This window comes from Campylobacter aviculae, assembly GCF_005406215.1.
In the GTDB taxonomy this organism is placed as follows: Bacteria; Campylobacterota; Campylobacteria; order Campylobacterales; family Campylobacteraceae; genus Campylobacter_D; species Campylobacter_D aviculae.
Window position 1 is genome coordinate 19,660 of the sequence record NZ_NXMA01000008.1, and the last position, 24,249, is coordinate 43,908.

A 24,249-nucleotide genomic window follows, 5' to 3' on the forward strand; every position below is an offset into this window, starting at 1 on the left:
TATCCTAAAATTTATTAAAATTTGAGTAAAATCATAGCAAAAATTTTTAAAAGTGGAAAAATGAAATTGTTATGGGTAAAATTTAAAGATATTTTAGAACTTATTGTATTTAAACATTCTATTTTTGCCTTACCTTTTTTATTTTCATCAATGATTGTGGGTTCAAAGCTTGTAAATCATACGCCTTGGTTTGGTTTTAAAGCTTTGATTTTAGGCATTATTTGTGCTGTGAGTGCTAGAAATTTTGCTATGGCAAGCAATCGTTTAATGGATGAAGATATTGATAAGGATAATCCGCGTTGTGCCAATCGTCCTAATATAAGCGGAAGAATAGGAAAAAAAAGTGTTTGGATGTTTATTATTTTTAATGCAGTGATTTTTTTACTTTGTTCTTATTTTATCAACACCTTAGCTTTTTACCTTTCCTTTCCTGTGTTATTTGTTTTGGCGATTTATTCTGCTTTTAAGCGTTTTAGCTCTTTAGTGCATTTAGTTTTAGGTTTTTGCTTAGGTTTGGCTCCCATTGCTGGAAGTGTGATTGTGATGGGAGAAATCCATATTTATAGTGTTATTTTATGTTTAGGTGTTACTTTTTGGACTGCTGGATTTGATTTGCTTTATTCTTTACAAGATATGGATTATGATAAAAAAGCGGGACTTCATTCGATTCCAGCTCAATTTGGCTCTAAAGCAACCTTGTTAATTTCCGCCTTTTTTCATGTATTAGCTGTATTATTTTGGTTGCTTTTTGTGTGGCAAGTTTGGGGAGAGGCTTTAGGGTATATTTCACTTTTTGGCGTGTGTATGAGTGCCATAATTTTATTTTTTGAACATAGAATTGTTCGCAATAATTTTGATCGTATTGATAAAGCATTTTTCACACTCAATGGTTATTTAAGCGTTATATTTTTTATTTTTATTTTGGTTGATTTATTATGGAATTAAAATTATTTAAAGCTGGATTTGAAGCTCAATTAGAGTATTGTAAAATAGAGGATAATCATTTTTTACAAGAATATCTTAAACTCGGAGCCATTTCACAGCTTTCAAAATGGAAAAAGATGGCTTCTCGTATTGATTTTAGTGAAGGTGAAAAGATAATTTTTGATTTGCTTTTAAGTTTGAAAGAAGACATTTTAAGAGTTGAAAGTGCTGTAAATAAAGGCGAAGAACTTATACCTTTAAAACAAAAAGCTATTGTAGAATCTTTAAATTTTGATCATCTTAATTTTTCAGAAAATGTTTTAGAAAATGATGAAGAATACTATATAAGATTTAATCTTAATAATCAAAAAGTAGCCCTTTTTGCAAAAGCTAAAAGTCAAACTTTAGTGCAAATAATTAAGATTAAACCAGAAGATAAGGTTGCATTCGATGCGTTTGTTGTCGAGGTGCAAAGAGATATGATTAGAAACAAAAAGGAGCTAGAATATGAGTAATGATGTGCTTTATTTAGTTTTTGTGCTTGTGCTTTTAGTTGCGATGTTGGCTTATATTAATATTAAAGAAAGAGAAAACAATGCAAAACTTGCAAAGCTTCAAGGGGTTATAGAAGATATTACAAAAGAATTGCATTATTTTCGCAAAGAACTTGGTATAAAAGAAGAGGGTGAAAATGATGAAGAAGATTATAAAATCACGCTTTTAAAAGAAGAAATACAAATTGAGCTTGAAAAACAAATCAGTGCTAAAATCACTCCTGTTTTAAGAACTCTTAAAACTATGGAACACATCATAGAAGATTTTCAAAATGAGCAGCAAAATAGGCTTTTAAGCTTGGAACAAAAGGCGCAAAGCATAACCAAACTTACTCCAAACTATGACACAGAAGAGCAAAAAATTGTAGATTTATTTAAACAAGGTAAAACCATAGAGCAAATTGCCAAAGATTTAAGAATAGGTACTGGAAATGTCGAACTTGTTTTAAAATTTAAACAACTTATAAAATAAAAGGATTTTGATGCTCATTGATCAATTTGGTAGGAAAATTGATTATCTTAGAATTTCAGTAACACAACGATGTAATTTTCGTTGTCTTTATTGTATGCCAAAAATTCCATTCAATCACCAGCCAAAAGAAAATTTATTGAGTTTTGAAGAGCTTTTTTTATTTATAAAAGCAGCCATTGATGAAGGAATTGAAAAAATTCGTATTACAGGCGGAGAACCTTTATTGCGTAAAGATTTAAGTGTATTGATTAAAATGATCAGTGATTATAAAAAAGATCTTGATTTAGCTATTACAACGAATGGATTTTTATTAAAAGACTTTGCTAAAGATCTTAAAAATGCAGGCTTAAAACGTTTAAATGTTTCACTGGATACCTTAGATGAAAAAAAGGCAAAACAATTAGCACAAAAAGATGTTTTATCAAGTGTTTTAGCTGGAATTGAAGAAGCTTTAAATGTTGGATTAAAAGTTAAGTTAAATACCGTTGCGCTTAAAAATTTAAATGATGATGAGCTTATAGCTCTTTTAGAATTTGCCAAAGCTAAAAATATACAAATTCGTTTTATAGAATTTATGGAAAATACTCACGCTTATGGAAAATTGCAAGGTTTAAAAAGAGATGAGATTATCCAAATTTTAAGCCAAAAATATGATGTAAAACTCATTAAAAAGGCGGAAAAAGCCCCAGTGAGTCTTTATAGTGCTAATGGTTATGAATTTGGGATCATTGATCCACATAGTCATGAATTTTGCGATTCTTGCAATCGCATCCGTCTTAGTGCTGAAGGGCATTTGATACCTTGTCTTTATTTTGATGAAGCTTTGAGTATCAAAGAGGCAATTAGAAAAGGCGATGTAAAAGCTGCTGTGGAAATTTTGCAAGAAGTATTACGTAATAAGCCTGAAAAAAATAAATGGAGTGTTATAGATAATGAAACTTCATTGCGTGCTTTTTACCAAACCGGAGGTTAAGTTTGCAAATCGTTGAGACTTTTTTAAGTGTCCAAGGAGAGGGTAAATATAGCGGAAAGTTAGCTATTTTTGTCCGTTTTGCAGGTTGTAATTTTAATTGCAGCGGTTTTGGGATTGAAATCAAAAAAGATGGAAAAATTCTTAAAGGTTGCGATACCATAAGGGCTGTTTTTACTCAAGAATTCAAAGAAAAATATAAAAATCTAAGCACGGATGAAATTTTTTATCAAATAATAAAACTTAAAGATAAATTTAATCCTATAGTTGTAATTACCGGCGGAGAGCCTTTAATCCATCATCAAAATTCCGAATTTATTGCTTTGATCAAATCTTTATTAAAAGCGAATTTTGAAATTCACTTTGAAAGCAATGGTAGTATAGAGATTGATTTTTCAAAATATCCTTTTTATAAAGAATGTATTTTTGCCTTAAGTGTTAAATTGGAAAATAGCGGAGTAGATCGTCATAAGCGTTTGAATTTTAAAGCTCTTAAATCTTTTAAAAATAATGCTAAAGATAGTTTTTATAAATTTGTATTGGATGCAAATACGCTAAAAACTTCTTCAGAAGAAATTTTAGAAATTTTAAAAGAAGTTCCTAATGAAGTTTTTTGTATGCCTATGGGGGAAAATCAGATTAATTTAGACAAAAATGCAAAAAAAATTGCTGAATTTTGTATCAAGAATGGATATAATTACTCTGATAGAATTCATATTCGTTTATGGAATGATAAAGAGAGTGTATGATTATTAGAAAATTGTTTGAATTTGAAAACGCCCATATTGTTAGATTTTGTTCTTCAAAACGTTGTAAAAGTAGCATACATGGACATTCTTACAAGGTTGAAGTTTTGCTTGAAAGTCGATATTTGGATAATGCAGGAATGGTTTATGATTTTGGGCTTTTAAAAACTTACATACGCCAGATTATTGATAGTTTTGATCATGCTATTACACTTTTTAATCAAGATGATCAATCTTATTTACAAGAAATGAAAAAATATTCTCAAAGATGGATCGCTTTGCCTGTTAATGTGAGTGCAGAAAATTTTTGTCGCGTGTTTTTTATACTCATTGATGCTTTGCTTAAGCAAACAAAGATGGTCAATGGAGAACAAGGTGTAAATTTACAAAGCATTATAGTACATGAAACAAGAACAGGTTACGCTCAAGCTTTTAAAGACGATGCTTACTCGGATATTTTGCCAAAAATTTCTCTTGATGATATTGAATTTTCACCGGCCATTAAAGCAGAATGGAATGATATAGATTTTTATAATAAATTAAAAAATTCGCATATTTTTACCAATCCTAAGGAGATCTAATGGGCAAAATTCTAACTATTTTTATAAGTTTTTTTATCGTTTTATCAATCAGTGCTTGCGGTGATAGCGATGAGTTAAATTCTAAAAAACAAAATTCCATAGAAGATAAAGTTGAGTTAGAAAAAAATGATGAAACGACACAACTTAGTGATACAAATTTACCCTTGCCCGTAGATGATGAATCACAAGATTTTAACGGAGAATATAATACGAATTTGAGCATTATAGGTTCTTTATATAAGCAAAAATGTGCCAGTTGTCATGGGGAAAGGGGAGAGTTAAAGCCTAAAAAAAGCATGGCTATTAGAAATTTAAATTTTGAAAATTGGACTTTAAGGATTCGAAAATTAAAAGATGATTCTCATGCTTTTTTAACAGAGGAGCAAAGTGACAATTTGGCAAAATATATCATTAAGGCAAAATAATGGATCAAAGTTATCAGTTTTTTTTAGTATTACATCTTTATAGTCTTTATGCAAGTGGATTTTTAATGTTTTTTTATCTTATTTTGACTCAAGGTAGCTTCAAAACAGATTTTATTTTTATCCGCAGAATTAGATTATTTTTGCCTATATATTATACTTTTTTGGCTTTTATGCTTTTTACAGGTCTGTTGCTTTTGGCTATGAAAAAATTTCAAATGAATTTAAATTTTTGGATCATGATTGCAGCTTGGATCTTAATTTTAATTCTAGCCATTTTTCATTTTGTTCAGTTTAAAAAAGCTCGTAAAATAAGGCGTTATATAGCTTTTAGATGGATGAGTTTTTTAATTTTAGTGTGCGAGATTTCGCTTTTGTTTTTACCTTCTTTATTGAAAAACTATCTATAAAAATGCAATTTTTATATCATCAAAAAGCTGGTGAGGAAATTTTAAAATTAAAGGGTGAAGAATTTTCTCATCTAAAAGCAAGAAGGGTTAAAGAAAATGAAATATTAACCCTAAGAAATTTAGAGGATGAATTTGCATATGTTTATAAAATTTCTAATTTAGAACGTCATTCTTGCGAGTTGCATTTTTTAAGTAAGGAAAATAAAACAACGCACAAAAATTTCACTTTAAATTTAGCTTTAGCTGTGATAGATATTAAAATTTTAGAAAAAACCCTTCCTTTTTTAAATGAACTCGGAGTTGAAACCTTACATCTTGTTTTTACAGATTTTTCTCAAAGAAATTTTAAAATAGATATAGATAGGCTTGAAAAAATCATTATTGCATCTTGTGAGCAATGCGGAAGAGAAAGTAAAATGAAAATACAAATTTATAATCATATAAAAGATTTTTATGAAAAATTTTCAGAGGCCGTTTTGGTTGATTTTGAAGGAGAAGTTAAGGAATTTGATTTGAATAAAATTTATTTTGTAGGCCCTGAAGGAGGATTTAGTCAAAGTGAAAAACAAATTTTTAAAGAAAAAATTGGGCTTAAAACACCTAATATTCTTAAAAGTCAAACCGCTGTTATATCGATTGCTTCAAAAATACTTCTTTAAAATTTACTTAAATTAATATAATTTTTATATTATATTTACTATAATCACGGTTTATTGTTTTATTTTTTAAGGAAAAGTTATGAAAAAAGAAATTCATCCAGAATATGTAGAATGCAAAGTTAGTTGTGCTTGTGGCAATACTTTTGTAACTAAGTCTAATAAAAATGAATTAAGAGTGGATATTTGCTCAAATTGCCATCCTTTTTTTACAGGAAGTGAAAAAATAGTTGATGCTGCAGGTCGTGTAGAGAAATTTAAGAAAAAATACGCAATGCAATAATTATGCTCTATTTTATTCCTACCCCAATAGGAAATTTAGGCGATATATCTTTTCGTGCTTTAGAGCTTTTAAAGACTTGTGAGATTTTTTTTTGTGAAGATACTAGAGTAAGCAAGTCTTTACTTTTATCACTTTCTAATAAATTTCAGATTGATTTTCAAGCTAAAAAAATGATCGCTTTTCATACTCATAATGAAAAGGAAATTTTAAAGAATTTAAATTCAGAAATTTTTTCTCAAAATATAGCTTTTTTAAGTGATGCAGGTATGCCAGGTATCAGTGATCCAGGATATGCCTTAGTTGATTTTGCTTTAAAAAATGGTATTGAATTTGAAGTTTTACCAGGTGCAAATGCAGCTTTAGTCGCTCTTGTAAGCTCAGCATTGAGTGAAAAGGAATTTATTTTTATGGGTTTTTTAGCTAATAAAGGAAGGGAGCGTCAAAAAGACATCCAAAGGGCTTTAAACCATCCTTATGCGAGTATTGTTTATGAATCACCTAAGCGAATTTTATCTTTAGTAGAACAAATTTCTCTCATAGATGAAAATCGTGAAATTTTTGCAATAAAAGAAATTTCTAAAAAATTTGAAACGAAATTTAAAGGTAAGGCCAAAGAAGTTTTTAGTGTATTAAAAGAAGCAAATTTAAATGGAGAATGGGTTCTTGTAATTTCAAAAAATCATCAAAATTTAAATCATAATTCTTTATCGGAAAACGATATTTTAGAACTTGATATCTCTTTAAAAGCTAAAAGCAAACTTCTAGCAAAAATTAATGGAAAAAATCCAAAAGAAATTTATGCAAAACTGCTTTTAAGTCAAAATTAGATACAATTAAACGATGATAGTTTATGGAAAGCAAGTATTTTTTTATATTTTAGAGCATCATAAAGACTTAATTAAAGAGCTTTATTTGGCAAAAGAATGCGATAAAGAAAGCTTTAAAAAGATTGTAAATTCTGGCTTTAAAATTAAAAAACTTGATTTTAAAACAGCTCAAGCTTATGCAAGAGGTGGAAATCATCAAGGTTTTTTGCTTGATATAAAAGAGTATGAATTTAAGGAATTAAATTCTTTAAAAAAAGGCGATTTTATCACAATACTTTGCGGTATTAGCGATATAGGAAATATAGGATCTATTACAAGAACTGCTTATGCTTTGGGTGTGGATGGAATTGTTTTTATTGGAGAGAGATTAAATATGGAAGGAGTGATACGTGCTAGCAGCGGTGCGGCATTGGATCTTGACATTGTCATAAACAATGATATTTTATCTGTGATTAATGAATTAAAGCAGGTAGGATTTACAATTTTTGCTAGTGCAAGCGGAGGTAAAGAAATTCATAGATTTAAAGTGGAACAGGGAAAAAAAGCTTTGGTTTTGGGAAGTGAAGGATCAGGACTAAGTACTAAAATAATAAAAAAATGCGATGAGTGCGTGGGCATAGAGATGAAACATCATTTTGATAGTCTTAATGTCAGCGTTGCTTTTGCAATACTTTGTGATAGGATGATAAATGTTTAATTGGAAAAAAATTGAAGATTTGAATTTAAAAGATGTTGCAGCTAAAACGCAAATCGAACTTGTTTTTTTAGAAGCACTGGTTAAAAAAGATTTTGCTACTTTAAATCGTTTTAATGTTAAAGGTTTTATAAAAATTTTGAGTCGCGAATATGAACTTGATTTTGCTGACTTTAATGAAGAATATGAGGCTTATTTAAATGAAAATAATTTAAATATTGAAAATAGTCTTAAAATAACTCCTAAACTCGATTTATATCATCGAGAATCGATTAATTTTTTACCCTTTATTATTGTTTTTATAGCTGTAGTTGTTTTAAGTATTGGGATTTATTATTCAAATACTATTAAAAGTTTTTTTATCGATAAGCAAAATAGTTCTAGTACGGCCGTTATAGATATAATAGGACAGGCGCAGTCTAATTTAAAATCTTTAGAAAGTAATGTTGTCGTGATAGATAATCAGGCAAATAAAGTAGAACAAAATTCGACTTCTCAAATTGAATCTGATCAAAATGCAAATAAACAGGAACAAAACATAGAAGAACAAAATACTACTATAAGCGTAAGTGAAAATACAAATACAAATACAAATAGTACAAACAATAACATTGTAGAAAATAATCAAACATTTGAAAATGTTGATTCTGATATCGAAGAGGATAATACACCAACAACGCTTAATAAAAATGCATTTTTTAAAATTTCAACTCAAACTTGGATAGGATTAATTGATTTACACAAATATACCAAAACAAGTTTTGTCAAAAGTCAAGATTTTAATCTTTCTTTAGATACCGATCGGTTAGTTTTGACAGGACCTGCAGCTCTTAGTGTTATTGATGAAAACAACAAAGAACAAAAATTTCCAATAGGAAGTCCTAAGCGCTTTTTGATTAAAGACGGTAAGATTAAAAGTATTTCTTTGAGTGAGTTTATGAAATTAAATAAAGGCAAGGGATGGTAAAAGTATTCTTTGTTTTTTTGTGTTTTATACAAACAGCTTTTGCAATTTCTAGTTTAGAATTGGCTCAAAATTTAGTAAATAATCCTACTAAAAATTCTCAACTTCAGCTTTTATTTTCAAATTCTTCTTATTTAGATAAAAGTGGTAATTTAAATATTGCCCGAATTTCTAGGGTTTTAAAAACAAATTCTTTAATCACTCTTAATTTATCAAGTCCTCAAACATTAAAATTAACCTTTAGAACTAAGGCAGATCCTGTAATTTTTTTTAAGATCTTATCTGATGCACTTATGGATGCGGGATATGTTTATTTTATTCCTGTGGAATTGATTTTGCATAATGGAAATATTGATTATACAGTGGAAGTTGAATCTCAATATGTTTTAGATCCTGGTACTTTATATAATTTATTGAAAGAGAATTCAGTTTATATAGAAAATATTAGGCGAGTTGGAATTTATGATTATCAATACGATTTAAATTTTGACAATGCAAAACTTAATACAAACGTTAATATTGCTTTAAATTCTTTAGCGGTACTAGAAAGACCTCTTAAGGATTATATTTTTAAAACTCAAGATGCTTCTAAATTAATTATAGATGCAAGTGATGCTGATTTTTGGTTTCCTAAAGTATTATTTTTAGATAAAAATCTTAATTTAATTAAAAGTATAAAGAGTAACAAAAAGAATAATCATTTTACAGAATTTATTCCAAGCGGAACGGTTTATGTTATTGTGAGTGATATGTATAGTTTAGACAATATCCGCAGAGGCTTAAGAGTGCTTCTGAAAAAATAAAAGGAAAAAAATGTTTGATGAAATCCGCTTTAATACTATAGAAAGACTTCCAAATTATGTTTTTGCGGAAGTTAATGCCATAAAAATGGAGGCGAGACGTTTAGGAAAAGACATTATAGATTTTTCTATGGGAAACCCAGATGGAAAAACTCCGCAGCATATTATTGATAAATTATGCGAAAGCGCAAATAAAGATAAAACCTCGGGATATTCTGCTTCAATTGGAATTTTTAAATTAAGATTAGCAATTTGCGACTGGTATAAAAGAAAATATAATGTCGATCTTGATCCTGAAAGTGAAGTTGTAGCAACTATGGGTTCAAAAGAAGGATTTGTTAATCTTGCTAGAGCCGTGATCAATCCAGGTGATGTGGCTATAGTCCCAACTCCTGCTTATCCTATACACACTCAAGCTTTTATTATAGCTGGAGGCAATGTGGTTAAAATGCCTTTGGCTTATAATGAAAGATTTGAATTAGATGAAGATAAATTCTTTGAAATTTTAAACACAACTTTACAAGAAAGCGTTCCAAAGCCTAAATATTTAGTCGTTAATTTTCCACACAATCCTACAACAGTCACTTGTGAAAAGAGTTTTTATGAAAGATTAGTTCAAATTGCAAAAAAAGAAAGATTTTATATTATTTCAGATATTGCTTATGCTGATTTGACATATAATTCTTACAAAACCCCTTCAATTTTAGAAGTTGATGGGGCTAAGGATGTGGCTGTGGAAACCTACACCCTTTCAAAATCTTATAATATGGCTGGTTGGAGAGTAGGATTTGTCGTAGGAAATAAGCGTTTAATCAGTGCTTTGAAAAAAATTAAGTCTTGGTTTGATTATGGGATGTATACTCCTATACAAGTGGCTGCGACTATTGCATTAAATTCTGATCAAAGTTGTGTTGAAAATATCAGATTAAGCTATGAAAAAAGAATGCAAGTTTTAATTGATTCTTTTTCTAATATAGGTTGGAATTTATCAAAACCTAGTGCGAGTATGTTTATTTGGGCCAAACTTCCACCTCAAAAGGCTCATTTAAAGAGTTTAGAATTTTCAAAACAACTTTTACAAGAGGCCAATGTAGCTGTTAGTCCAGGGGTTGGTTTTGGGGAAGCGGGCGATGAGTATGTACGAATCGCTCTAATAGAAAATGAAAACCGCATCCGTCAAGCAGCTAGAAACATAAAAAAGTATCTTAAAGAATAATTTATGAAAATTGCTATTTTAGGATATGGTGTTGTAGGAAGTGCAGTTGCTAAAGCCCTTATAGAAAATGAAAAGATTATCCGTGCAAGATGTGGTCAAAATATCACGCCAGTGATTGCACTCGCAAGACATAAAAAAGATGCTTTAATTCCTATCACTACAAATATTGATGAAATTTTACAAAGAGAAGATATAGATGTTTTTGTAGAGCTTATGGGAGGAATTGAAAAGCCTTTTGAAATAGTAAGTCAAATTCTTAAGAAAAAAAAGCCTGTAGTAAGTGCAAATAAAGCTATGCTTGCTTACTATCGGTATGAGCTTGAAAATTTAGCAAAAGACTTAACTTTTGGATACGAAGCAAGTGTTGGAGGTGGAATTCCTATCATTAAAGCTTTAAAAGAAGGACTGAGTGCGAATAATATTTTAAGCATAAAAGGTATCCTTAATGGCACAAGTAATTATATATTAAGTGCTATGAATGCTAAAGGAATTAAATTTGATGATGCCCTAAAAAAAGCGCAAGAGCTTGGCTATGCTGAGGCTGATCCGAGTTTTGATATAGAAGGACAAGATGCGGCACACAAACTTTTAATCTTAGCAAGTATTGCTTATGGTTTGCGTGCTAAACCCGAAGATATTTTAATAGAAGGGATCGGCAATATCACTTCAGAAGATATGTATTTTGCGAAAGAATTTGATTTCGTAATCAAACTCTTAGGAATCGCTAAAGCTAAGAATTCAAAAGTAGAATTGAGAGTACATCCTACTATGATCAATAAAGATAAAATGATAGCAAAGGTAGATGGGGTGATGAATGCGGTGAGTATAACAGGAGATTTGCTCGGAGAAAATCTTTATTACGGTGCTGGAGCTGGTGGTATGACAACAGCTAGTGCGGTGATTTCTGATCTTATTGATATAGCAAGGAATGAATTTAAAAGTCCGATGTTAGGTTTTAGGGATGATCTTCAATTTGAACTTTTAGCCAAAGATGAAATTTTTACAAAATATTATTTAAGACTTAAGGTAGAAGATAAAGTAGGAGTTTTATCTAAAATTGCTAAGTTAATGAGTGAAAATGGAATTTCAATCGATAGTTTTTTACAAAAGCCAAAACAAGATGAAATTCATAGCACTTTATTTTTTACAACCCATAGCACTTTTGAGAAAGATATTCAAAATTTACTTCTCATTTTACAAAAACAAGATTTTATAAAAGACAAACCCTTTATGATGCGTATCGAAGAATAATGGGTTTAGCGTCTTATTTAAGTGGAATTTTGGGTGAAGATAAAGCTTGTGCTTTTTTAAAAAAAAGAAAATTTGAAATTTTAGAGCGTAATTTTTATTGTAAATTTGGCGAGATTGATATTATTGCTAAAAAAGATGATATATTGCATTTTATAGAGGTTAAATTTACCGAAGGAAATTATGAACTTGTTGAGCGTTTGAATTGTAAAAAATATAAAAAAATTTTAAAAACCATAGAATTTTATAAGATCAAGAAAGGGATTTTTAATGATTTTCAAATGGATCTCATCTGTATTAAAGGTGATATAGTAGAATTTTATGAAAATATTAGTTTTTAAGCTGATATTTAAAAAAATAAAATACAATTAGACAAAATAACGAAAGGAATACAATGGGAAAATATATAGAATTAACTTCAGAGAATTTTTCACAAGCAAAAGAAGGTGTTGCTTTAGTTGATTTTTGGGCTCCATGGTGCGGACCTTGCAGAATGCTTGCTCCAGTGATTGATGAGCTTGCAAATGATTTTGATGGCAAGGCAAAAATTTGCAAAGTAAATACTGACGAACAAGGCGATTTGGCTGCTGAATTTGGAGTAAGATCAATTCCGACTTTAATATTTTTTAAAAATGGAGAAGTTATAGATCAGCTTGTAGGTGCTCAATCAAAACAAGCTATCACTGACAAACTCAATTCTCTACTTTAATCTTAAAGCTAGTTACGTACTAGCTTTTTCTTTTTTAAATTTATACTAAATAATAATTTTTATTAACTACTTTTAAGAAAAATTTTTATATTATTAATAAAAATAATAAGGAAATCATATGTTAGATTTAGCAATTATAGGTGGAGGTCCTGCTGGTCTTAGTGCCGGTCTTTACGCGACTCGCGGTGGCTTAAAAAATGTAGTTATGTTTGAAAAAGGTATGCCTGGGGGTCAGATTACTTCAAGTTCTGAGATTGAAAATTATCCTGGTGTGGCACAGGTTATGGATGGAATTTCTTTTATGGCTCCGTGGAGTGAACAATGCATGCGTTTTGGACTTAAGCACGAAATGGTAGGCGTGGAACAAATTTTGCAAAATGATGATAAAACTTTTACTATTAAAATAGAAGGTGGAAAAACTCAAACAGCAAAAGCGGTGATTGTTTGTACAGGATCAGCTCCTAAAAGAGCAGGTTTTAAAGGAGAAGATGAATTTTTTGGAAAAGGGGTAAGTACTTGTGCGACTTGTGATGGATTTTTTTATAAAAATAAAGAAGTGGCAGTTTTAGGTGGTGGTGATACAGCTTTGGAGGAATCTTTGTATCTTGCTAATATCTGCTCTAAAGTCTATCTTATCCATCGTAGAGATGAATTTAGATCCGCTCCTTCAACGGTTGAAAAAGTTAAAAAAAATGAAAAAATCGAATTGATTACTAGTGCAAGTATTGATGAGGTTTATGGCGATAAAATGGGAGTGAGTGGAGTAAAGGTAAAATTAAAAGATGGTAGCATTAGAGATTTGAAAGTTCCAGGAATTTTTACTTTTGTTGGTTTAAATGTAAGAAATGAAATTTTAAAGCAAGATAATGGTCAATTTTTATGTAACATGGAAGAAGGTGGTCAAGTAAGTGTTGATCTTAAAATGCAAACAAGTGTTTCAGGACTTTTTGCTGCAGGGGATTTGAGAAAAGATGCTCCTAAGCAAGTCATTTGTGCTGCAGGAGATGGTGCTATAGCTGCACTTAGTGCTATGGCTTACATAGAAAACTTACATTAGTATTTTTTAGGTTAGATAAGTTCTAACCTAACTTATAAAAATTTTAAAAATCAATAATCATAAATTTGCTTCTAAATATAACTTTTTATTTTTAAAAAAAATATTTTTGTAAAATTAAACCAATTAAAGCAGATAGAATTTTAACTTGTAAGGATTTTCATAATTGTCAAACTACAAATCAGTATCAAACTTGTGTTAAATTGGTATTTGCATTGGTATATTCTCAATGTTGTAATCAAGTTATTGATACAAGTTTGTGTTATACAGCAAAATCTTTGTTAAAACTTGAAGAAGTAAAAGAAAACAAAGAAGACAAAGAAAAAAATATCAAGGTAAGTAAAAGTAAGTAAAGGTATTAGCAATTCTACAAATGTTGATAAGCAAGCAGATGCTAGCAAAAAAGATCAGTTTTTAGATATAATGCTACTTTAAGACGCTTACTATGTTTTTCATAGTATGTCCTAAGTTGTGGATTTCCGCTAGGAGTGAAAACTCAAGGCGGATTTTATCGTAGTATATTATCAAGGTATTGTCAATAAATATTCCTCTTTTTAACAATCGACTAAGACATCACATAAGGACTAGAATACTCCATAAAAATATTAAAAAATTTAAAAAATGCGTATGTGTGTGAGAGAAAAACAAAAAAAGTTTCAAATGTAAAAGAGAATTTAAGGACGTTAGCCGTCTTAGAACTGAAGAACTTTTTTACTTAGATAAGCAAAGAATAATTAACATTAAAGAAGCGCAAAACTACAAAAACCTTTTTTTGCAATAGACTAAACAGATATATCTAAAAGCTGATCTTTTTTACTAGTATCTGCATTTATAGAGTTGCTATTGTCTTTATCTTTTAGTTTTGTTTCTTCTTTGTCAGCTTTAGCCTCTACTTTTGCTTTTTTTTCTTGAAATTTTAAAGCTGAAGTTATGCTAATTCTTTTACTTTCGAAATTTGTATCTACTATTCCTCTACAAGCTGTATCAAGTAGCATTAGCAAGTTCCTAGATAATGACAATAGCCTTTTTGGAAAGCAAGTTGATAGATCTCTTTACTACTGCATTTACTAAAATCCATTCCATACTGATAAACTAGAACACAACCTTCGTAATGTGGTTGGATTATAGGCTGTTGGGATACAGTAATTTTATATGCTGAAGCAACACTAGATAATGAAGCAATTAATGCTAAACCTAAGATAATTTTTTTCATTTTTAATTCTTTCTATAAAAAACAAAAATTCTAATTATAAACAATTATAATATTAAAAAATTAATTCGATATTAAACAAGGGAAAAATTAAAAGGTATTAAAAACTTATCCTTCCATCATTTTTTCGGCACTTATGTGGGATAAATTTACTTAAAACAGACATTTTTAATGTCAAAAATAACCATAAACGCTAAACAAATTTTTTCATTGTTACCTTTCTAAACATTTTCAAAAGTTTTTTAAAGCAATAAATGCTCCAAATAAAAAATATTGATTTTAATATATAATTTGTGATATTATTCAAATAAAGAGTAAAAATAGCTAAATAAAGAGAAATTATGTTTAAAAAATTAGCAAGTTCATTAATTTTAGGTTCTTTGTTGACAAGTTCTGCTTTTGCTGGGGATTTTTTAGCTAAAGTTAGTAACGGTGCTTTAAGTGATAACTCTCAAGGAGTTAAGGCTCTTAATTTAGATGAAATGAAACAGGTTAAGGGTGGGTATAGTGTTATTGCTGGAAATGTAAGTGATTATACAATAGGTTCTATCAGAACAACAGAAGCTATGGCAATAGCCATTCCAACAGTATTTGAATTATCTACTGGCGGTATATGTGATATGGGAGTAACTTCAAGTTGTTATATCCCTGGTTCTGAAGAAGCATATGGTCATCCTGAGCATTATACCACTAGTAAAACTAGATACAAAGAATTAATGGCAGCTACTAATAATAATCCAACAACACAATTTATAGCTTTTACATTAAAAAGAACTATAAATTGGAGTAATCCATATAATCCAATAGTATATTATACAACAGGAGCATCAACAGTCGGGTTAAACAGTAACGGATCAATATATAAAATTAATTCCAATATAGGCAGTAATACAATGATAAGAGAAATGTCAGTAGCCTATCAACAACAACTTAAGAAGGGTATGGGGTTATAACCACCCTGTTTCATTATTATGAGAAATTACACAATCAATAACACTATTTTTAGTGGCTTTAAATCTGGGTTAAATTTATCTATAAATCCCAACAAAAACACAGATACCCTAAAGCAAAATCAATTTATGGGTTATGAAGTGGATAAAGATGGCTTTTTTACAAGTGATTTTAATGAAGCAGCAGGAATTCCAAAAGATATAAAAATCCATTCTAGCACTATAGAAAATTTTATCAAAGCTCAAAATAATGGGAGTTTAAAAAGTTATGCAAATATTGATATTGCAAAAACTATAGGAAATGCTTATAAAATAGTTTCTCAACTTGTAGAAAAAACTCCCGAATTAAAAGGGAAAAGTAGCTTTTCAAAAGAAGATTTAGCAAATTATTTTCCACAAAACTACTTAATAGATAAAAACAATTTAGAAGTAAAACAAACTTTTTCTTATGAAGAAATGAAAGATATTATCGCAAAAGGTGGATTTAAAAATATTAATGAGAATGAAAAACTAAGTCCTAGTTTTTTTAACTTTGACAATACAGATGAAAAATCAGAACTCCTACCTTTTAATCCCGATATTTTACATAGTGCTAAAAACACCGCTTTATCTTGGGATACTAGTGCTGATAAATATACAAATAATGATGGCTCTATTACTATGGGCGGTTTATTAATAGGTTTTTTATCTAATAATGTTAATACTGGGGTAACTGCACAACCCTTAATTGCTGGTGAAACAACTATATGGGGAAAGTTACAAGGACTCGATAATTCTTTAAGCGAAAATGAAATTAAAGAACTTAATAATAAACTTAGCCATACTTATTTTTCAAATTTAAGCGATGCTTTTGCATTACTTAATGGTACAAGTGATATTAAAGAATTTGAGAATAAATTAAATAGTTTAAATCAAAATAATAAAACAAATTCAAATAATTTTTTAGAATGGATGCAACAAATCACCAAGAAGCATCAAAAATCTTTATTTGAAATTCTAAAACAACCAAATAGTGTTAATAAAATACATTCGTTGATAAATATAGATATAAGAGCTTAAAACATTAAAAACTTTAATTTAAATATAATCAAGTAAAATTGATTTGCCTATATAAGTGCTTAGTATCTCTTTTAGTCTGGTAAAAAATTTCTCTTGTTTGGCTTTTTCTTGTGCGACGATCCACATAAACCATTTTATTGGCACAAACAAAGCGATTATTTTGAGTTGCTACGGCTTTTTGAATTTTTTGTTAGTTTTTTTGGTGTTTGCATAATTAGCTCTTAAGGCCAAAAGGACAGGGGCTTAAAGCCCCTGCAGTCTTATTTCACAAAAAATATCGCCACTTTAAGTTTAAAAAACCTAAAATTTAGATATAATGTTACTTTAAGACGCTTACTATGTTTTCATAGTTAAGCTTTTGTGGGTTATTTCCGCTAGGAGTGAAAACTCAAGGCGGATTTTATCGTAGTATATTATCAAGGTATTGTCAATAAATATTCCTCTTTTTAACAATCAGCTAAGACTCATCACATAAGGACTAGAACGCTCCCTAAAAACATATATAAAAATATTAAAAAATTTAAAAAATGCGTATGTGTGTGAGAGAAAAGTTGAGTAAATTTTTCTCAACGTTTAACTAATTTTTTATTTTTTCTCTTGTTTAATATTAAATTAATTTTTTAGTTTTATAATTATTCATATATCAAAAATAATCATAGAAAGGGTCAAAAATGAAAAAAATAGTAGGTTCTATAATTTTGATCGGATGTTTATCTAATATTTTTGCAGCAACTTGGCATTATGATACTGATGGTTGCGCTAAAATATATAATTATGGTCGTGATTATAGTGAGTGTTTTGATAAAAAGACACATATATATCAAGAAGCCGGGCATAATGTAATTTGTAAATATGGATATTGCTTTTAATGTTAAAGTTAAATATATTAAATGCAAATTCGCATCATCGTTTTCATAAATGTATGCCTAAAGAATGTCACGAAATATATGACACTCTCAAACTTATGGAAAAACAAGAAGAAAATACAAAAAAAGTAGAGGCTAAAGCTGACAAAGAAGAAACAAAACTAAAAGATAAAGACAATAGCAACTCTATAAATGCAGATACTAGTAAAAAAGATCAGCTTTTAGATATATCTGCTTAATAGTGTTTTTACCCTATTCTTCATAAATTACTATTAAACTATATGAATATTTTTTAATATTTTAGAATAATTTATTTATCATAGCTTTTATATTAAATAAAAATTTTTAATTAAATTTTCGCTACTTTTTCTTATTTATAATATTTCTAATTTCAGCTTTAATTAATAGGGGGGGGGGATATAATTTTTTGCATTTAATTTTTTAAGGAGAAAGAATGAGGTTAATTATTTGTATTTTATTACCTTGGTTTGGTTTTTTTACTATAGGAAGACCTTTTGCTGCAATCATATGTCTTATTTTGCAAATCACTCTTATTGGTTGGTTGCCTGCTATGGTTTGGGCTGTTTATGCTCTTAATCAATATAAAACAGATCAAAAAATTGCGAAAGCTCTACAAGAGCAAAATAGGGGGATTTAATGAAATATATTTTATATATTTTTCTAGCTTTTAGTTTGGGCGCTTGTTATCAAAAAGGCTTAGAGGTTAATCAAGATAAATTAAATACCATTGTTATAGGAAAGAGTACGCAAGAAGATGTGGAAAAAATCATAGGCTATCCTGTAAGAAAGACAAATTTAGGCAACAAAGAGGTATGGTATTACGATTTTACTAGAATTTCTTCGCTTCCTGGATTTGATAAAGATGAAAGCACGGTTTTTGAATTTAATAAAAAAGGCGTAGTAGTTAAAAAATATAAAACTACAGGTTCTGGAAATTCAAATCCTTTGTTGGGTGGATAACAAAGTCTATCAACAATCTCATACAAGCAGAGCTTTATGGAAGAGACTTTGTGCCAAATAAAGCCTTTAGCAAAACAAACGATCAAGATAAAACCCAAACTCAAAATAAAGAGCAAGGTAGAAATATGTAAAAAAAGCCCTTTTTAAGGGCTTAAAGGTTTTTAAATGACGCAAATTTTATTAAAGCTTTTTAATTTCTTGAATTTGGAAGAAACAAAACCTTCTAAAAATGAAAACGAAAACGTAATCCCCTTAAGCGAAAGGGGATTTACTGAAAAAGAAGAATTTAGAAAAAGAAGTAATCTTTATTCTAAAGCTAAAAATAAAAAAGTTTTCACAGAAAAAGAAGAAATTGTTAATATAAACAATAAATTGTTTAGAGTAAAAACTCAAGAAATTATAAGTCCTGATGGGACAGAAGAAATTATTAAAACAGAACAATATCAAATCAACAGATAAAGGAAGAAAAATGAAAAAAATGTTATTTGCAGTAATTGCGGTGTTTTTTATTGCTTGTGGTGGAGATAATTTAGTTAAATTAGAATATGAAAAAGGAAATAAAGAATTATTTGATTATGCAAATAAGCTTATTGAAGAAAAATATCCAGGTTATAATCTTTATTCTTGGAGATCGTTAAAAGATATCCAAAGTATTGTTAATGCAAAGGGAATGTATAATGATATAGAACATCGGCTTAGTAGTAATAATAAGTTTCATAGAAATGATGATAAAAACTATTCTAATTATATTTTATTAGAAAAAGATGGAATATATAAATTAATAAGTGCAGATTGTTATAAAGAAAAAGTAGATAATAACGCCGTTGGATTATATAAAACAAAACCTAATAATTGTAGTATTGCTAATATACTTATACAACAAAAATAAAAGAATTGTAAAATGGCAAATATAAAAATTACCATTTCCACTTTACCTTCAAATTGGATAGATAGTGTCGCTAATACTATTAACGACCTAACTATGCCTATATTTGAAAAAATGTTTTCAGGCGTTCATAATGCTTTGTATAGTGGTATGGGTGCTAGTATCTTTGTAACATACTGCATTATATGGTTACTAAGACAAGCACAAAATGGATATGTATCAAGGCTAATTTTTCTCCGAATTAAGGAGAAAAATTAACTTTTAATGAAAGCTAAGATAAGGCGTAATAAATTCTATCCAAGGAATTCCTATAAAAAGATAAATAACCATATAAATTAAGGCAAAAATTCCGCCTAATAAGAAAAATTGAGGACCTTTAATATAATTACTTCCAAACCATAAAGGAGAGCAACCTGTTCCATATGGAGTGATGATACCCATAAAACCCATTGGTAAAGCAAGTATTAGCATAATTTGTGCCGGATTTCCGCCTTCAATAGAACTGGCCAAAGATACAAAAACAGCAATGATGGCTGTTACATAAGCAGTTCCTGAAGCGAAAAAATATCTAAGCCAAGAAAATAACATTAAAAGTAAAATGGTAGCTATAAATGGTTCAAAACCCGAAAGTCTATGCCCTAAAGAATTAGCTAAGTAGTCTAAAAATCCAACATTTTTAAGCCCACCCGCCATTGTAACAAGAGTTGCAAACCATACAAGAGTATTCCAAGCTGGTTTATTGCCTAAAAAATCTTGCCAAGTTATTATTTTGCAAGCTATCATTAAAATGATCATAATTAAGGCTGTGGTTGTGGCATTGATTTTAAAAAAGCTTGAACCAACCCAAAGTACTAGTCCAATAAGAGCTATAATAAGCATACAAATTTGAGAAGTTGGCATTTTTCCTAAAGCCTGATATTTTTCTTTTGCCCAGATAGCTATTTCTTTTGATCCTTTAATTTCTGGTGGATAGATGAAATATCCTAAAATTGGAGTGATAACAAAAAGGATTAAGCCTACTGGCAAAAAGGCTAAAAACCAACTAAGCCAATCCACAACAGCAACTCCATTTTTAGATATCAAAGAAAGTGCAAGTGGATTTGGAGCTTGCCCTGTAAGAAAAATCGAGCTTGTGATACAAGAGCTTGCTAAGCCCATCCATACAAGATAAGCACCAATTTTTCTAGGATTTTTATCCGCATAACTTTCAAACATAGGAGCAATATTAGTTACTATAGGATAAACAGTTCCTCCACTTCTTGCAGCATTGCTAGGGATAAAAGGAGCTAAAATTAAATCAACTATAGCAATAGCATAACCTAAACCCAAGGTAGATTTTCCAAGTTTTGAAACAAGATAAAGGGCTATTCTTTCTCCTAAACCTGTTTTAGAAAATCCAAGTCCTATGGTAAAAGCAGCAAAAATAAGCCATACAACCGCGTCTGAAAATCCTGCCAAACCCCATTTTATAGCTGCAGAATCCTTGATAATGGTTTCGACATTATTGGATCCAGCGGGTCCAACCTTAAAGACAACAGCTAAAGTAACAGCAATGACTCCGATTAAAGCAGGTGCAATAGGTTCCAAGATTAAGCCAATAATCAAGCCAACAAAAATGCTAAAATAAAGCCAAGCATTAGGACTTAAACCCTCAGGAACCGGGATCAGATAAGTGATTAAACCTACAATTAAAGGCGCTAAAAGTTTTACATAAAACATGTTCATCCTTTTTTAAATGTAAAAACAAATTATACTTTAGAAAACTTATATTAAATTTTAAATTAATAAATTCTTTATAAGAGATTTGATTAAGCTAAGATAATGTTTTTAGTTAAGAGTTCTAATGATTAAGCTTGTAGGTAGTTTAAAGTGTTTTATAAGTTCTTCTTCTTTTTTTCTCATTTCTCCATTATCCTTTTCATGATCAAAACCTAGTAAATGAAGCATAGCGTGGATAAATAATAAACTCAATTCTTCTTCGTAACTATGTCCAAATTCTTGTGCTTTTTCTTTGGCTAATTCTGTATTGATGACTATAGAACCTAAAGGGATATTTTCATCTACATTTTCAAGTGGAAAGGATAAAACATCGGTTGTTTTGTTTTGATTTCTTTGTTTTAAGTTAATTTCTTGCATTTCTTGATTATTTACAAAAATAAGCTCCACATCTTTTTTTGGACTTAAATAAGCTACTATTTTTTCTAAAAAATCGTATTTTTTGTCACTAAGTATCATAAGCCTTCCTTGATTAAATTATATAAATTTTGTATTTCTTCATCATTAAAAATTCCGCAATTTTTATTATCATAAAAATCTTTTAATTTTTTTTCTTCAAAATTATAACCTAAAGCACAATGATTATGAGAAGGCAAAAAAGCTCTTATTAAAGTGATATGGTTTTGAATTTTTTCATCACAAGAAAAACAAATAAAATCTTGGTGTAATCTACCTTCAAATTCTAAAATTTTAAGATAAGCATCTATTATGACTCTTTTAGGATTTTGTTTTTCAAAACGTTTGACACATTCTTCTAAAAGCAAAAAATAAAATTTCTCAAGTATCTCAGTATCTTTTAAATGTTGATATAAAAGGCGAATGAATTCTTGCCAAATAAACATTTTTTCTCTTTGCATAATCCATGAAAAATTTAAATGCAAAACATCTTTGAGTCTTGGTAAAAAGCTCGGGTTTTCTTCTAAGGCAAAGTCAATCTTATAACCATTTAAAATGCTAGAATGTCTAAGTCCATAAAAACGATAGGTTTTTACAAGCATTTTAGGACTTAATATATAAACTATCAAATCTTCATCTTTGACTTTTTGCGTATGGAGTATAAAACCTTGCATATTTTCCTTTGGTAAAATATATCTACGTTATTTTGAATTGTACTATAAAATTTAAACCTTAAATATAAAGATTTATTGATCAATTTTAATGTTTTACAAATTAATATTTTATAGAAAAATTGGAAATTTTATATTGAAAAATTTAGCAAGTTATGCGAAAATTAAAACGAAAGTAATTAAACTAAGGCAAATATACCTTAGTTTTAAATAGCACTCAACAAATCTTTTAAAAGATTTTGCGAAACTTCTATAGATTCTAAACGAGTAAAGCCTATACTTGGATCTATGTTTCCATCAAATTTTTTAGACTCTTCTAAAATTTTAATTTGTTTAGCCAAATTGCTTCCAAATTCTTGATCTTCTTCAGACATTATTTCATTCTGACTTTCCTTCCAACCTTTTGTATCAAAGTCTTTAAGGTCATTTACGCCTTGCTTTTGCATAGCTTCATTTAAGGCTTGATTGATGGTAGCAGAGAAAAGCTGAAATCCTATGGCACCATATTTATCTTGTTCTTCTTTGCTTGAAGCATGTATAGCTTTATCATAAGCATAGTCTATAACATCATCAATATTTTTAATGTCGCCATTTTCTACTTTTTCTTTAGCATCTGAGAAATCTAAACCATAATTATTTTTCTTTTGATTAGAAGAATAATAACTTTGAGAACTTAAAGAATTTATTTGCATGTTTTCCTCCTATTGAATTTGAATCTTTGTACTCATTGAATTAAATGGCGAATTAATTGACTTTGAGGTATAGATAAATAAGCCAGTTTGATTAGGTGCGGTTGTTAAATCCCATTGTTCTAACCATCCAACAATAATTCCGCCAGAATCAGCTACTACAGGGCTATAATATAAACACTCCACCTTACTTCCGCCAAAAGTAGCAGTATCAACATTACTATTTCCACCATAACCTAAAACACCTGTAACAGCCCAGAAGGGTTTTCCACCGTGATGATATTTTGTAATCGTTTGTCCAAAAGAAACCACTTCTTTGCCACCTTTTTCTGAAACTATACCTTCAATGGTAACAAAAGTTACAGGAGGTGCAGGTGATTTTACAATAGGCTTTTTCTCTAAAGTTTTATAAAAATTGTTTAAAATCTTAACAACCAAGTCTTTGTTTTCAGGTTTGGCCAAAATGGAATCAGGGCTAACATAAACACTAAGATCGTTTGAAGCAATAACTTCTTTACCCTTTTTTAAAGCTTCAATGTTTTCAGCAAAAACTAAAGAGCAACTTAATACTAATAAAAAGATCATTTTTTTCATCTTTTTCTCCTTAGGTTTTCAATGCTCTAAAATTTACAAGCAATTTTTATTCCAATATTGATATTATTTTTTTAAAGATTGATTTATTATGAAAATTACTTAAAATTTAATTGCTAGATTATCTCAACACCATAAATTTTAAGCAAAGAAAAGGCCGAATTTTGTAGATTTTCATCAAAACTTGCTGTAGAATCTTGATATAAAATCAATTTTGCATTCGGTTTCGCACTAAAAGCTAGTATGATATTACAAAATACACAAATATGTGAAACCAAACCACAAAAATAGATTTCTTTATATGTGCTTTGATTGATAAAATTAGCAAATTCTAAACTACCAAAAGCATTTTTATAAAAAATTTTATGAGCTTTTTTTAAAAATGGATCAAATTCATCAGGCATTTTCCAACCAAAAGTATCTTTAATACAATGTTTTATAGGGAGATTTAACCCTTCTTTGCTTTTTAAATAATTTTGAACATGTGTATCACAAGTGATGAGTAAATGTGTGGTATTAAAATCGATTTGATTTAGGTGATTAAGAATATTTTCTTTGATTTCTAAAGCTTTTTTAAAACCTAAGCTTCCGTTGATAAAATCATTTTGATAATCAACAATAACAAAAGCTTTTTCCATAGAGTT

35 protein-coding genes are annotated in these 24,249 nt (G+C 29.2%); 27 read left to right on the forward strand and 8 right to left on the reverse strand.

The genetic code is table 11. From position 1 onward, the window contains the following. Positions 1-60: 60 nt before the first annotated feature. The 19 genes from mqnP to trxB all read left to right on the forward strand — a co-directional run bounded on the left by mqnP (position 61) and on the right by trxB (position 13,533). Positions 61-945, forward strand: coding sequence for a menaquinone biosynthesis prenyltransferase MqnP (mqnP, locus tag CQA76_RS05210; protein ID WP_137622381.1), 885 nt, complete (start codon positions 61-63; stop codon positions 943-945). Then, positions 936-1,439 (forward strand): hypothetical protein, encoded by a 504-nt coding sequence (locus CQA76_RS05215; RefSeq protein ID WP_137622382.1) that lies wholly within the window; start codon positions 936-938, stop codon positions 1,437-1,439. The genes mqnP and CQA76_RS05215 overlap by 10 nt, the downstream gene beginning before the upstream one ends. After that, positions 1,432-1,950: a DUF6115 domain-containing protein gene (locus tag CQA76_RS05220; RefSeq protein WP_137622383.1), complete on the forward strand. Its 519-nt coding sequence runs from the start codon at positions 1,432-1,434 to the stop codon at positions 1,948-1,950. The genes CQA76_RS05215 and CQA76_RS05220 overlap by 8 nt, the downstream gene beginning before the upstream one ends. Before the next feature lie 10 nt (positions 1,951-1,960). Next, on the forward strand, positions 1,961-2,923 hold the full coding sequence (moaA, locus tag CQA76_RS05225; protein WP_137622384.1) for a GTP 3',8-cyclase MoaA: 963 nt from the start codon (positions 1,961-1,963) through the stop codon (positions 2,921-2,923). A 2-nt stretch (positions 2,924-2,925) separates the two neighbouring features. Continuing rightward, positions 2,926-3,669 carry a 7-carboxy-7-deazaguanine synthase QueE gene (locus CQA76_RS05230; RefSeq protein ID WP_137622385.1) on the forward strand — a complete coding sequence of 248 codons (744 nt, stop codon included), beginning with the start codon at positions 2,926-2,928 and terminating at the stop codon, positions 3,667-3,669. Next, the gene (locus CQA76_RS05235) at positions 3,666-4,247 is read left to right on the forward strand and encodes a 6-pyruvoyl trahydropterin synthase family protein (protein WP_137622386.1); all 582 of its coding nucleotides are present in this window, start codon (positions 3,666-3,668) and stop codon (positions 4,245-4,247) included. The genes CQA76_RS05230 and CQA76_RS05235 overlap by 4 nt, the downstream gene beginning before the upstream one ends. Continuing rightward, the gene (locus CQA76_RS05240; RefSeq protein ID WP_137622387.1) at positions 4,247-4,672 is read left to right on the forward strand and encodes a c-type cytochrome; all 426 of its coding nucleotides are present in this window, start codon (positions 4,247-4,249) and stop codon (positions 4,670-4,672) included. The genes CQA76_RS05235 and CQA76_RS05240 overlap by 1 nt, the downstream gene beginning before the upstream one ends. Further along, a complete protein-coding gene (locus CQA76_RS05245) occupies positions 4,672-5,079 on the forward strand; it encodes a hypothetical protein (RefSeq protein WP_137622388.1) in 408 nt (135 codons plus the stop codon). Before CQA76_RS05240 ends, CQA76_RS05245 begins: the two co-directional genes overlap by 1 nt. A 2-nt stretch (positions 5,080-5,081) precedes the next feature. Beyond that, positions 5,082-5,738: a 16S rRNA (uracil(1498)-N(3))-methyltransferase gene (locus CQA76_RS05250; RefSeq protein ID WP_137622389.1), complete on the forward strand. Its 657-nt coding sequence runs from the start codon at positions 5,082-5,084 to the stop codon at positions 5,736-5,738. A 79-nt stretch (positions 5,739-5,817) separates the two neighbouring features. Beyond that, positions 5,818-6,018, forward strand: a complete 201-nt coding sequence (rpmE, locus tag CQA76_RS05255; protein ID WP_137620680.1) for a 50S ribosomal protein L31 — start codon at positions 5,818-5,820, stop codon at positions 6,016-6,018. A gap of 2 nt (positions 6,019-6,020) precedes the next feature. Then, the gene (rsmI, locus tag CQA76_RS05260) at positions 6,021-6,845 is read left to right on the forward strand and encodes a 16S rRNA (cytidine(1402)-2'-O)-methyltransferase (protein ID WP_137622390.1); all 825 of its coding nucleotides are present in this window, start codon (positions 6,021-6,023) and stop codon (positions 6,843-6,845) included. Between the two features lie 13 nt (positions 6,846-6,858). Beyond that, positions 6,859-7,542 (forward strand): 23S rRNA (guanosine(2251)-2'-O)-methyltransferase RlmB, encoded by a 684-nt coding sequence (gene rlmB, locus CQA76_RS05265; RefSeq protein WP_137622391.1) that lies wholly within the window; start codon positions 6,859-6,861, stop codon positions 7,540-7,542. Continuing rightward, positions 7,535-8,506: a helix-turn-helix domain-containing protein gene (locus CQA76_RS05270; RefSeq protein ID WP_137622392.1), complete on the forward strand. Its 972-nt coding sequence runs from the start codon at positions 7,535-7,537 to the stop codon at positions 8,504-8,506. The genes rlmB and CQA76_RS05270 overlap by 8 nt, the downstream gene beginning before the upstream one ends. Then, complete coding sequence (locus tag CQA76_RS09160) at positions 8,500-9,306, forward strand: hypothetical protein (RefSeq protein WP_212741543.1); 807 nt, start codon at positions 8,500-8,502, stop codon at positions 9,304-9,306. The genes CQA76_RS05270 and CQA76_RS09160 overlap by 7 nt, the downstream gene beginning before the upstream one ends. A gap of 10 nt (positions 9,307-9,316) precedes the next feature. Further along, the gene (locus tag CQA76_RS05275) at positions 9,317-10,519 is read left to right on the forward strand and encodes an LL-diaminopimelate aminotransferase (RefSeq protein ID WP_137622393.1); all 1,203 of its coding nucleotides are present in this window, start codon (positions 9,317-9,319) and stop codon (positions 10,517-10,519) included. A 3-nt stretch (positions 10,520-10,522) separates the two neighbouring features. Further along, a complete protein-coding gene (locus tag CQA76_RS05280; protein WP_137622394.1) occupies positions 10,523-11,770 on the forward strand; it encodes a homoserine dehydrogenase in 1,248 nt (415 codons plus the stop codon). Beyond that, positions 11,770-12,108: a YraN family protein gene (locus CQA76_RS05285; RefSeq protein ID WP_137622395.1), complete on the forward strand. Its 339-nt coding sequence runs from the start codon at positions 11,770-11,772 to the stop codon at positions 12,106-12,108. Before CQA76_RS05280 ends, CQA76_RS05285 begins: the two co-directional genes overlap by 1 nt. Before the next feature lie 53 nt (positions 12,109-12,161). Next, entirely contained in the window at positions 12,162-12,476 is a 315-nt protein-coding gene (gene trxA / locus CQA76_RS05290) for a thioredoxin (protein WP_137622396.1), read from the forward strand. A gap of 118 nt (positions 12,477-12,594) precedes the next feature. Next, a complete protein-coding gene (trxB, locus tag CQA76_RS05295; protein ID WP_137622397.1) occupies positions 12,595-13,533 on the forward strand; it encodes a thioredoxin-disulfide reductase in 939 nt (312 codons plus the stop codon). Positions 13,534-14,312: 779 nt separating this feature from the next. Here trxB and CQA76_RS05300 read toward each other — a convergent pair. Continuing rightward, a complete protein-coding gene (locus tag CQA76_RS05300; RefSeq protein ID WP_137622398.1) occupies positions 14,313-14,525 on the reverse strand; it encodes a hypothetical protein in 213 nt (70 codons plus the stop codon). After that, positions 14,525-14,743, reverse strand: a complete 219-nt coding sequence (locus tag CQA76_RS05305; protein WP_137622399.1) for a hypothetical protein — start codon at positions 14,741-14,743, stop codon at positions 14,525-14,527. Before CQA76_RS05305 ends, CQA76_RS05300 begins: the two co-directional genes overlap by 1 nt. A 338-nt stretch (positions 14,744-15,081) precedes the next feature. On the opposite strand from CQA76_RS05305, the gene CQA76_RS09220 reads away from it, so the two are divergent. The 8 genes from CQA76_RS09220 to CQA76_RS05345 all read left to right on the forward strand — a co-directional run bounded on the left by CQA76_RS09220 (position 15,082) and on the right by CQA76_RS05345 (position 19,485). Next, positions 15,082-15,693, forward strand: a complete 612-nt coding sequence (locus CQA76_RS09220; RefSeq protein ID WP_232364903.1) for a hypothetical protein — start codon at positions 15,082-15,084, stop codon at positions 15,691-15,693. A gap of 126 nt (positions 15,694-15,819) precedes the next feature. After that, the gene (locus CQA76_RS09025) at positions 15,820-16,749 is read left to right on the forward strand and encodes a Cj0814 family flagellar-dependent secreted protein (RefSeq protein WP_170999716.1); all 930 of its coding nucleotides are present in this window, start codon (positions 15,820-15,822) and stop codon (positions 16,747-16,749) included. 671 nt (positions 16,750-17,420) lie between these two features. After that, positions 17,421-17,618: a hypothetical protein gene (locus tag CQA76_RS05320; RefSeq protein WP_137622400.1), complete on the forward strand. Its 198-nt coding sequence runs from the start codon at positions 17,421-17,423 to the stop codon at positions 17,616-17,618. After that, on the forward strand, positions 17,618-17,854 hold the full coding sequence (locus CQA76_RS05325; RefSeq protein WP_137622401.1) for a hypothetical protein: 237 nt from the start codon (positions 17,618-17,620) through the stop codon (positions 17,852-17,854). The genes CQA76_RS05320 and CQA76_RS05325 overlap by 1 nt, the downstream gene beginning before the upstream one ends. A gap of 215 nt (positions 17,855-18,069) precedes the next feature. After that, positions 18,070-18,273: a YqaE/Pmp3 family membrane protein gene (locus tag CQA76_RS05330; protein ID WP_137622402.1), complete on the forward strand. Its 204-nt coding sequence runs from the start codon at positions 18,070-18,072 to the stop codon at positions 18,271-18,273. Continuing rightward, entirely contained in the window at positions 18,273-18,596 is a 324-nt protein-coding gene (gene bamE / locus CQA76_RS05335; RefSeq protein ID WP_137622403.1) for an outer membrane protein assembly factor BamE domain-containing protein, read from the forward strand. Before CQA76_RS05330 ends, bamE begins: the two co-directional genes overlap by 1 nt. A 165-nt stretch (positions 18,597-18,761) precedes the next feature. Next, the gene (locus CQA76_RS05340; protein WP_137622404.1) at positions 18,762-19,055 is read left to right on the forward strand and encodes a hypothetical protein; all 294 of its coding nucleotides are present in this window, start codon (positions 18,762-18,764) and stop codon (positions 19,053-19,055) included. 10 nt (positions 19,056-19,065) lie between these two features. Further along, positions 19,066-19,485, forward strand: a complete 420-nt coding sequence (locus CQA76_RS05345; protein WP_137622405.1) for a hypothetical protein — start codon at positions 19,066-19,068, stop codon at positions 19,483-19,485. A 258-nt stretch (positions 19,486-19,743) separates the two neighbouring features. On the opposite strand, the gene CQA76_RS05350 is transcribed toward CQA76_RS05345, so the two are convergent. From CQA76_RS05350 to CQA76_RS05375, 6 genes are all read right to left on the reverse strand, one after another. Further along, the gene (locus tag CQA76_RS05350; protein WP_212741544.1) at positions 19,744-21,201 is read right to left on the reverse strand and encodes a DASS family sodium-coupled anion symporter; all 1,458 of its coding nucleotides are present in this window, start codon (positions 21,199-21,201) and stop codon (positions 19,744-19,746) included. A gap of 108 nt (positions 21,202-21,309) precedes the next feature. Then, complete coding sequence (gene ybeY / locus CQA76_RS05355; protein WP_137622407.1) at positions 21,310-21,717, reverse strand: rRNA maturation RNase YbeY; 408 nt, start codon at positions 21,715-21,717, stop codon at positions 21,310-21,312. Next, complete coding sequence (gene recO, locus CQA76_RS05360; RefSeq protein ID WP_137622408.1) at positions 21,714-22,328, reverse strand: recombination protein RecO; 615 nt, start codon at positions 22,326-22,328, stop codon at positions 21,714-21,716. The genes ybeY and recO overlap by 4 nt, the downstream gene beginning before the upstream one ends. A 203-nt stretch (positions 22,329-22,531) precedes the next feature. Further along, a complete protein-coding gene (locus CQA76_RS05365) occupies positions 22,532-23,017 on the reverse strand; it encodes a hypothetical protein (RefSeq protein ID WP_137622409.1) in 486 nt (161 codons plus the stop codon). Positions 23,018-23,026: 9 nt separating this feature from the next. Next, positions 23,027-23,608 (reverse strand): DUF4879 domain-containing protein, encoded by a 582-nt coding sequence (locus tag CQA76_RS05370; RefSeq protein WP_137622410.1) that lies wholly within the window; start codon positions 23,606-23,608, stop codon positions 23,027-23,029. A 113-nt stretch (positions 23,609-23,721) separates the two neighbouring features. Continuing rightward, entirely contained in the window at positions 23,722-24,243 is a 522-nt protein-coding gene (locus CQA76_RS05375; protein ID WP_137622411.1) for an isochorismatase family cysteine hydrolase, read from the reverse strand. Between the last annotated feature and the right edge of the window lie 6 nt (positions 24,244-24,249).

What these genes read in the sequence shown, in the direction of transcription:
- mqnP (WP_137622381.1), top strand. Translation starts at nt 61, where the DNA reads ATGAAATTGTTATGGGTAAAATTTAAAGATATTTTAGAACTTATTGTA.
- CQA76_RS05215 (WP_137622382.1), top strand. Translation starts at nt 936, where the DNA reads ATGGAATTAAAATTATTTAAAGCTGGATTTGAAGCTCAATTAGAGTAT.
- CQA76_RS09220 (WP_232364903.1), top strand. Translation starts at nt 15,082, where the DNA reads ATGTTTAAAAAATTAGCAAGTTCATTAATTTTAGGTTCTTTGTTGACA.
- CQA76_RS05280 (WP_137622394.1), top strand. Translation starts at nt 10,523, where the DNA reads ATGAAAATTGCTATTTTAGGATATGGTGTTGTAGGAAGTGCAGTTGCT.
- moaA (WP_137622384.1), top strand. Translation starts at nt 1,961, where the DNA reads ATGCTCATTGATCAATTTGGTAGGAAAATTGATTATCTTAGAATTTCA.
- rlmB (WP_137622391.1), top strand. Translation starts at nt 6,859, where the DNA reads ATGATAGTTTATGGAAAGCAAGTATTTTTTTATATTTTAGAGCATCAT.
- CQA76_RS05340 (WP_137622404.1), top strand. Translation starts at nt 18,762, where the DNA reads ATGACGCAAATTTTATTAAAGCTTTTTAATTTCTTGAATTTGGAAGAA.
- CQA76_RS05220 (WP_137622383.1), top strand. Translation starts at nt 1,432, where the DNA reads ATGAGTAATGATGTGCTTTATTTAGTTTTTGTGCTTGTGCTTTTAGTT.
- CQA76_RS05350 (WP_212741544.1), bottom strand. Translation starts at nt 21,201, where the DNA reads ATGTTTTATGTAAAACTTTTAGCGCCTTTAATTGTAGGTTTAATCACT.
- CQA76_RS05305 (WP_137622399.1), bottom strand. Translation starts at nt 14,743, where the DNA reads ATGAAAAAAATTATCTTAGGTTTAGCATTAATTGCTTCATTATCTAGT.
- CQA76_RS05235 (WP_137622386.1), top strand. Translation starts at nt 3,666, where the DNA reads ATGATTATTAGAAAATTGTTTGAATTTGAAAACGCCCATATTGTTAGA.
- recO (WP_137622408.1), bottom strand. Translation starts at nt 22,328, where the DNA reads ATGCAAGGTTTTATACTCCATACGCAAAAAGTCAAAGATGAAGATTTG.
- CQA76_RS05370 (WP_137622410.1), bottom strand. Translation starts at nt 23,608, where the DNA reads ATGAAAAAAATGATCTTTTTATTAGTATTAAGTTGCTCTTTAGTTTTT.
- CQA76_RS05325 (WP_137622401.1), top strand. Translation starts at nt 17,618, where the DNA reads ATGTTAAAGTTAAATATATTAAATGCAAATTCGCATCATCGTTTTCAT.
- CQA76_RS05270 (WP_137622392.1), top strand. Translation starts at nt 7,535, where the DNA reads ATGTTTAATTGGAAAAAAATTGAAGATTTGAATTTAAAAGATGTTGCA.
- CQA76_RS05375 (WP_137622411.1), bottom strand. Translation starts at nt 24,243, where the DNA reads ATGGAAAAAGCTTTTGTTATTGTTGATTATCAAAATGATTTTATCAAC.
- ybeY (WP_137622407.1), bottom strand. Translation starts at nt 21,717, where the DNA reads ATGATACTTAGTGACAAAAAATACGATTTTTTAGAAAAAATAGTAGCT.
- CQA76_RS05250 (WP_137622389.1), top strand. Translation starts at nt 5,082, where the DNA reads ATGCAATTTTTATATCATCAAAAAGCTGGTGAGGAAATTTTAAAATTA.
- CQA76_RS09160 (WP_212741543.1), top strand. Translation starts at nt 8,500, where the DNA reads ATGGTAAAAGTATTCTTTGTTTTTTTGTGTTTTATACAAACAGCTTTT.
- CQA76_RS05300 (WP_137622398.1), bottom strand. Translation starts at nt 14,525, where the DNA reads ATGCTACTTGATACAGCTTGTAGAGGAATAGTAGATACAAATTTCGAA.
- CQA76_RS05275 (WP_137622393.1), top strand. Translation starts at nt 9,317, where the DNA reads ATGTTTGATGAAATCCGCTTTAATACTATAGAAAGACTTCCAAATTAT.
- CQA76_RS05330 (WP_137622402.1), top strand. Translation starts at nt 18,070, where the DNA reads ATGAGGTTAATTATTTGTATTTTATTACCTTGGTTTGGTTTTTTTACT.
- CQA76_RS05345 (WP_137622405.1), top strand. Translation starts at nt 19,066, where the DNA reads ATGAAAAAAATGTTATTTGCAGTAATTGCGGTGTTTTTTATTGCTTGT.
- CQA76_RS05245 (WP_137622388.1), top strand. Translation starts at nt 4,672, where the DNA reads ATGGATCAAAGTTATCAGTTTTTTTTAGTATTACATCTTTATAGTCTT.
- bamE (WP_137622403.1), top strand. Translation starts at nt 18,273, where the DNA reads ATGAAATATATTTTATATATTTTTCTAGCTTTTAGTTTGGGCGCTTGT.
- trxB (WP_137622397.1), top strand. Translation starts at nt 12,595, where the DNA reads ATGTTAGATTTAGCAATTATAGGTGGAGGTCCTGCTGGTCTTAGTGCC.
- trxA (WP_137622396.1), top strand. Translation starts at nt 12,162, where the DNA reads ATGGGAAAATATATAGAATTAACTTCAGAGAATTTTTCACAAGCAAAA.
- rpmE (WP_137620680.1), top strand. Translation starts at nt 5,818, where the DNA reads ATGAAAAAAGAAATTCATCCAGAATATGTAGAATGCAAAGTTAGTTGT.
- CQA76_RS05240 (WP_137622387.1), top strand. Translation starts at nt 4,247, where the DNA reads ATGGGCAAAATTCTAACTATTTTTATAAGTTTTTTTATCGTTTTATCA.
- CQA76_RS05365 (WP_137622409.1), bottom strand. Translation starts at nt 23,017, where the DNA reads ATGCAAATAAATTCTTTAAGTTCTCAAAGTTATTATTCTTCTAATCAA.
- rsmI (WP_137622390.1), top strand. Translation starts at nt 6,021, where the DNA reads ATGCTCTATTTTATTCCTACCCCAATAGGAAATTTAGGCGATATATCT.
- CQA76_RS05285 (WP_137622395.1), top strand. Translation starts at nt 11,770, where the DNA reads ATGGGTTTAGCGTCTTATTTAAGTGGAATTTTGGGTGAAGATAAAGCT.
- CQA76_RS05320 (WP_137622400.1), top strand. Translation starts at nt 17,421, where the DNA reads ATGAAAAAAATAGTAGGTTCTATAATTTTGATCGGATGTTTATCTAAT.
- CQA76_RS09025 (WP_170999716.1), top strand. Translation starts at nt 15,820, where the DNA reads ATGGGTTATGAAGTGGATAAAGATGGCTTTTTTACAAGTGATTTTAAT.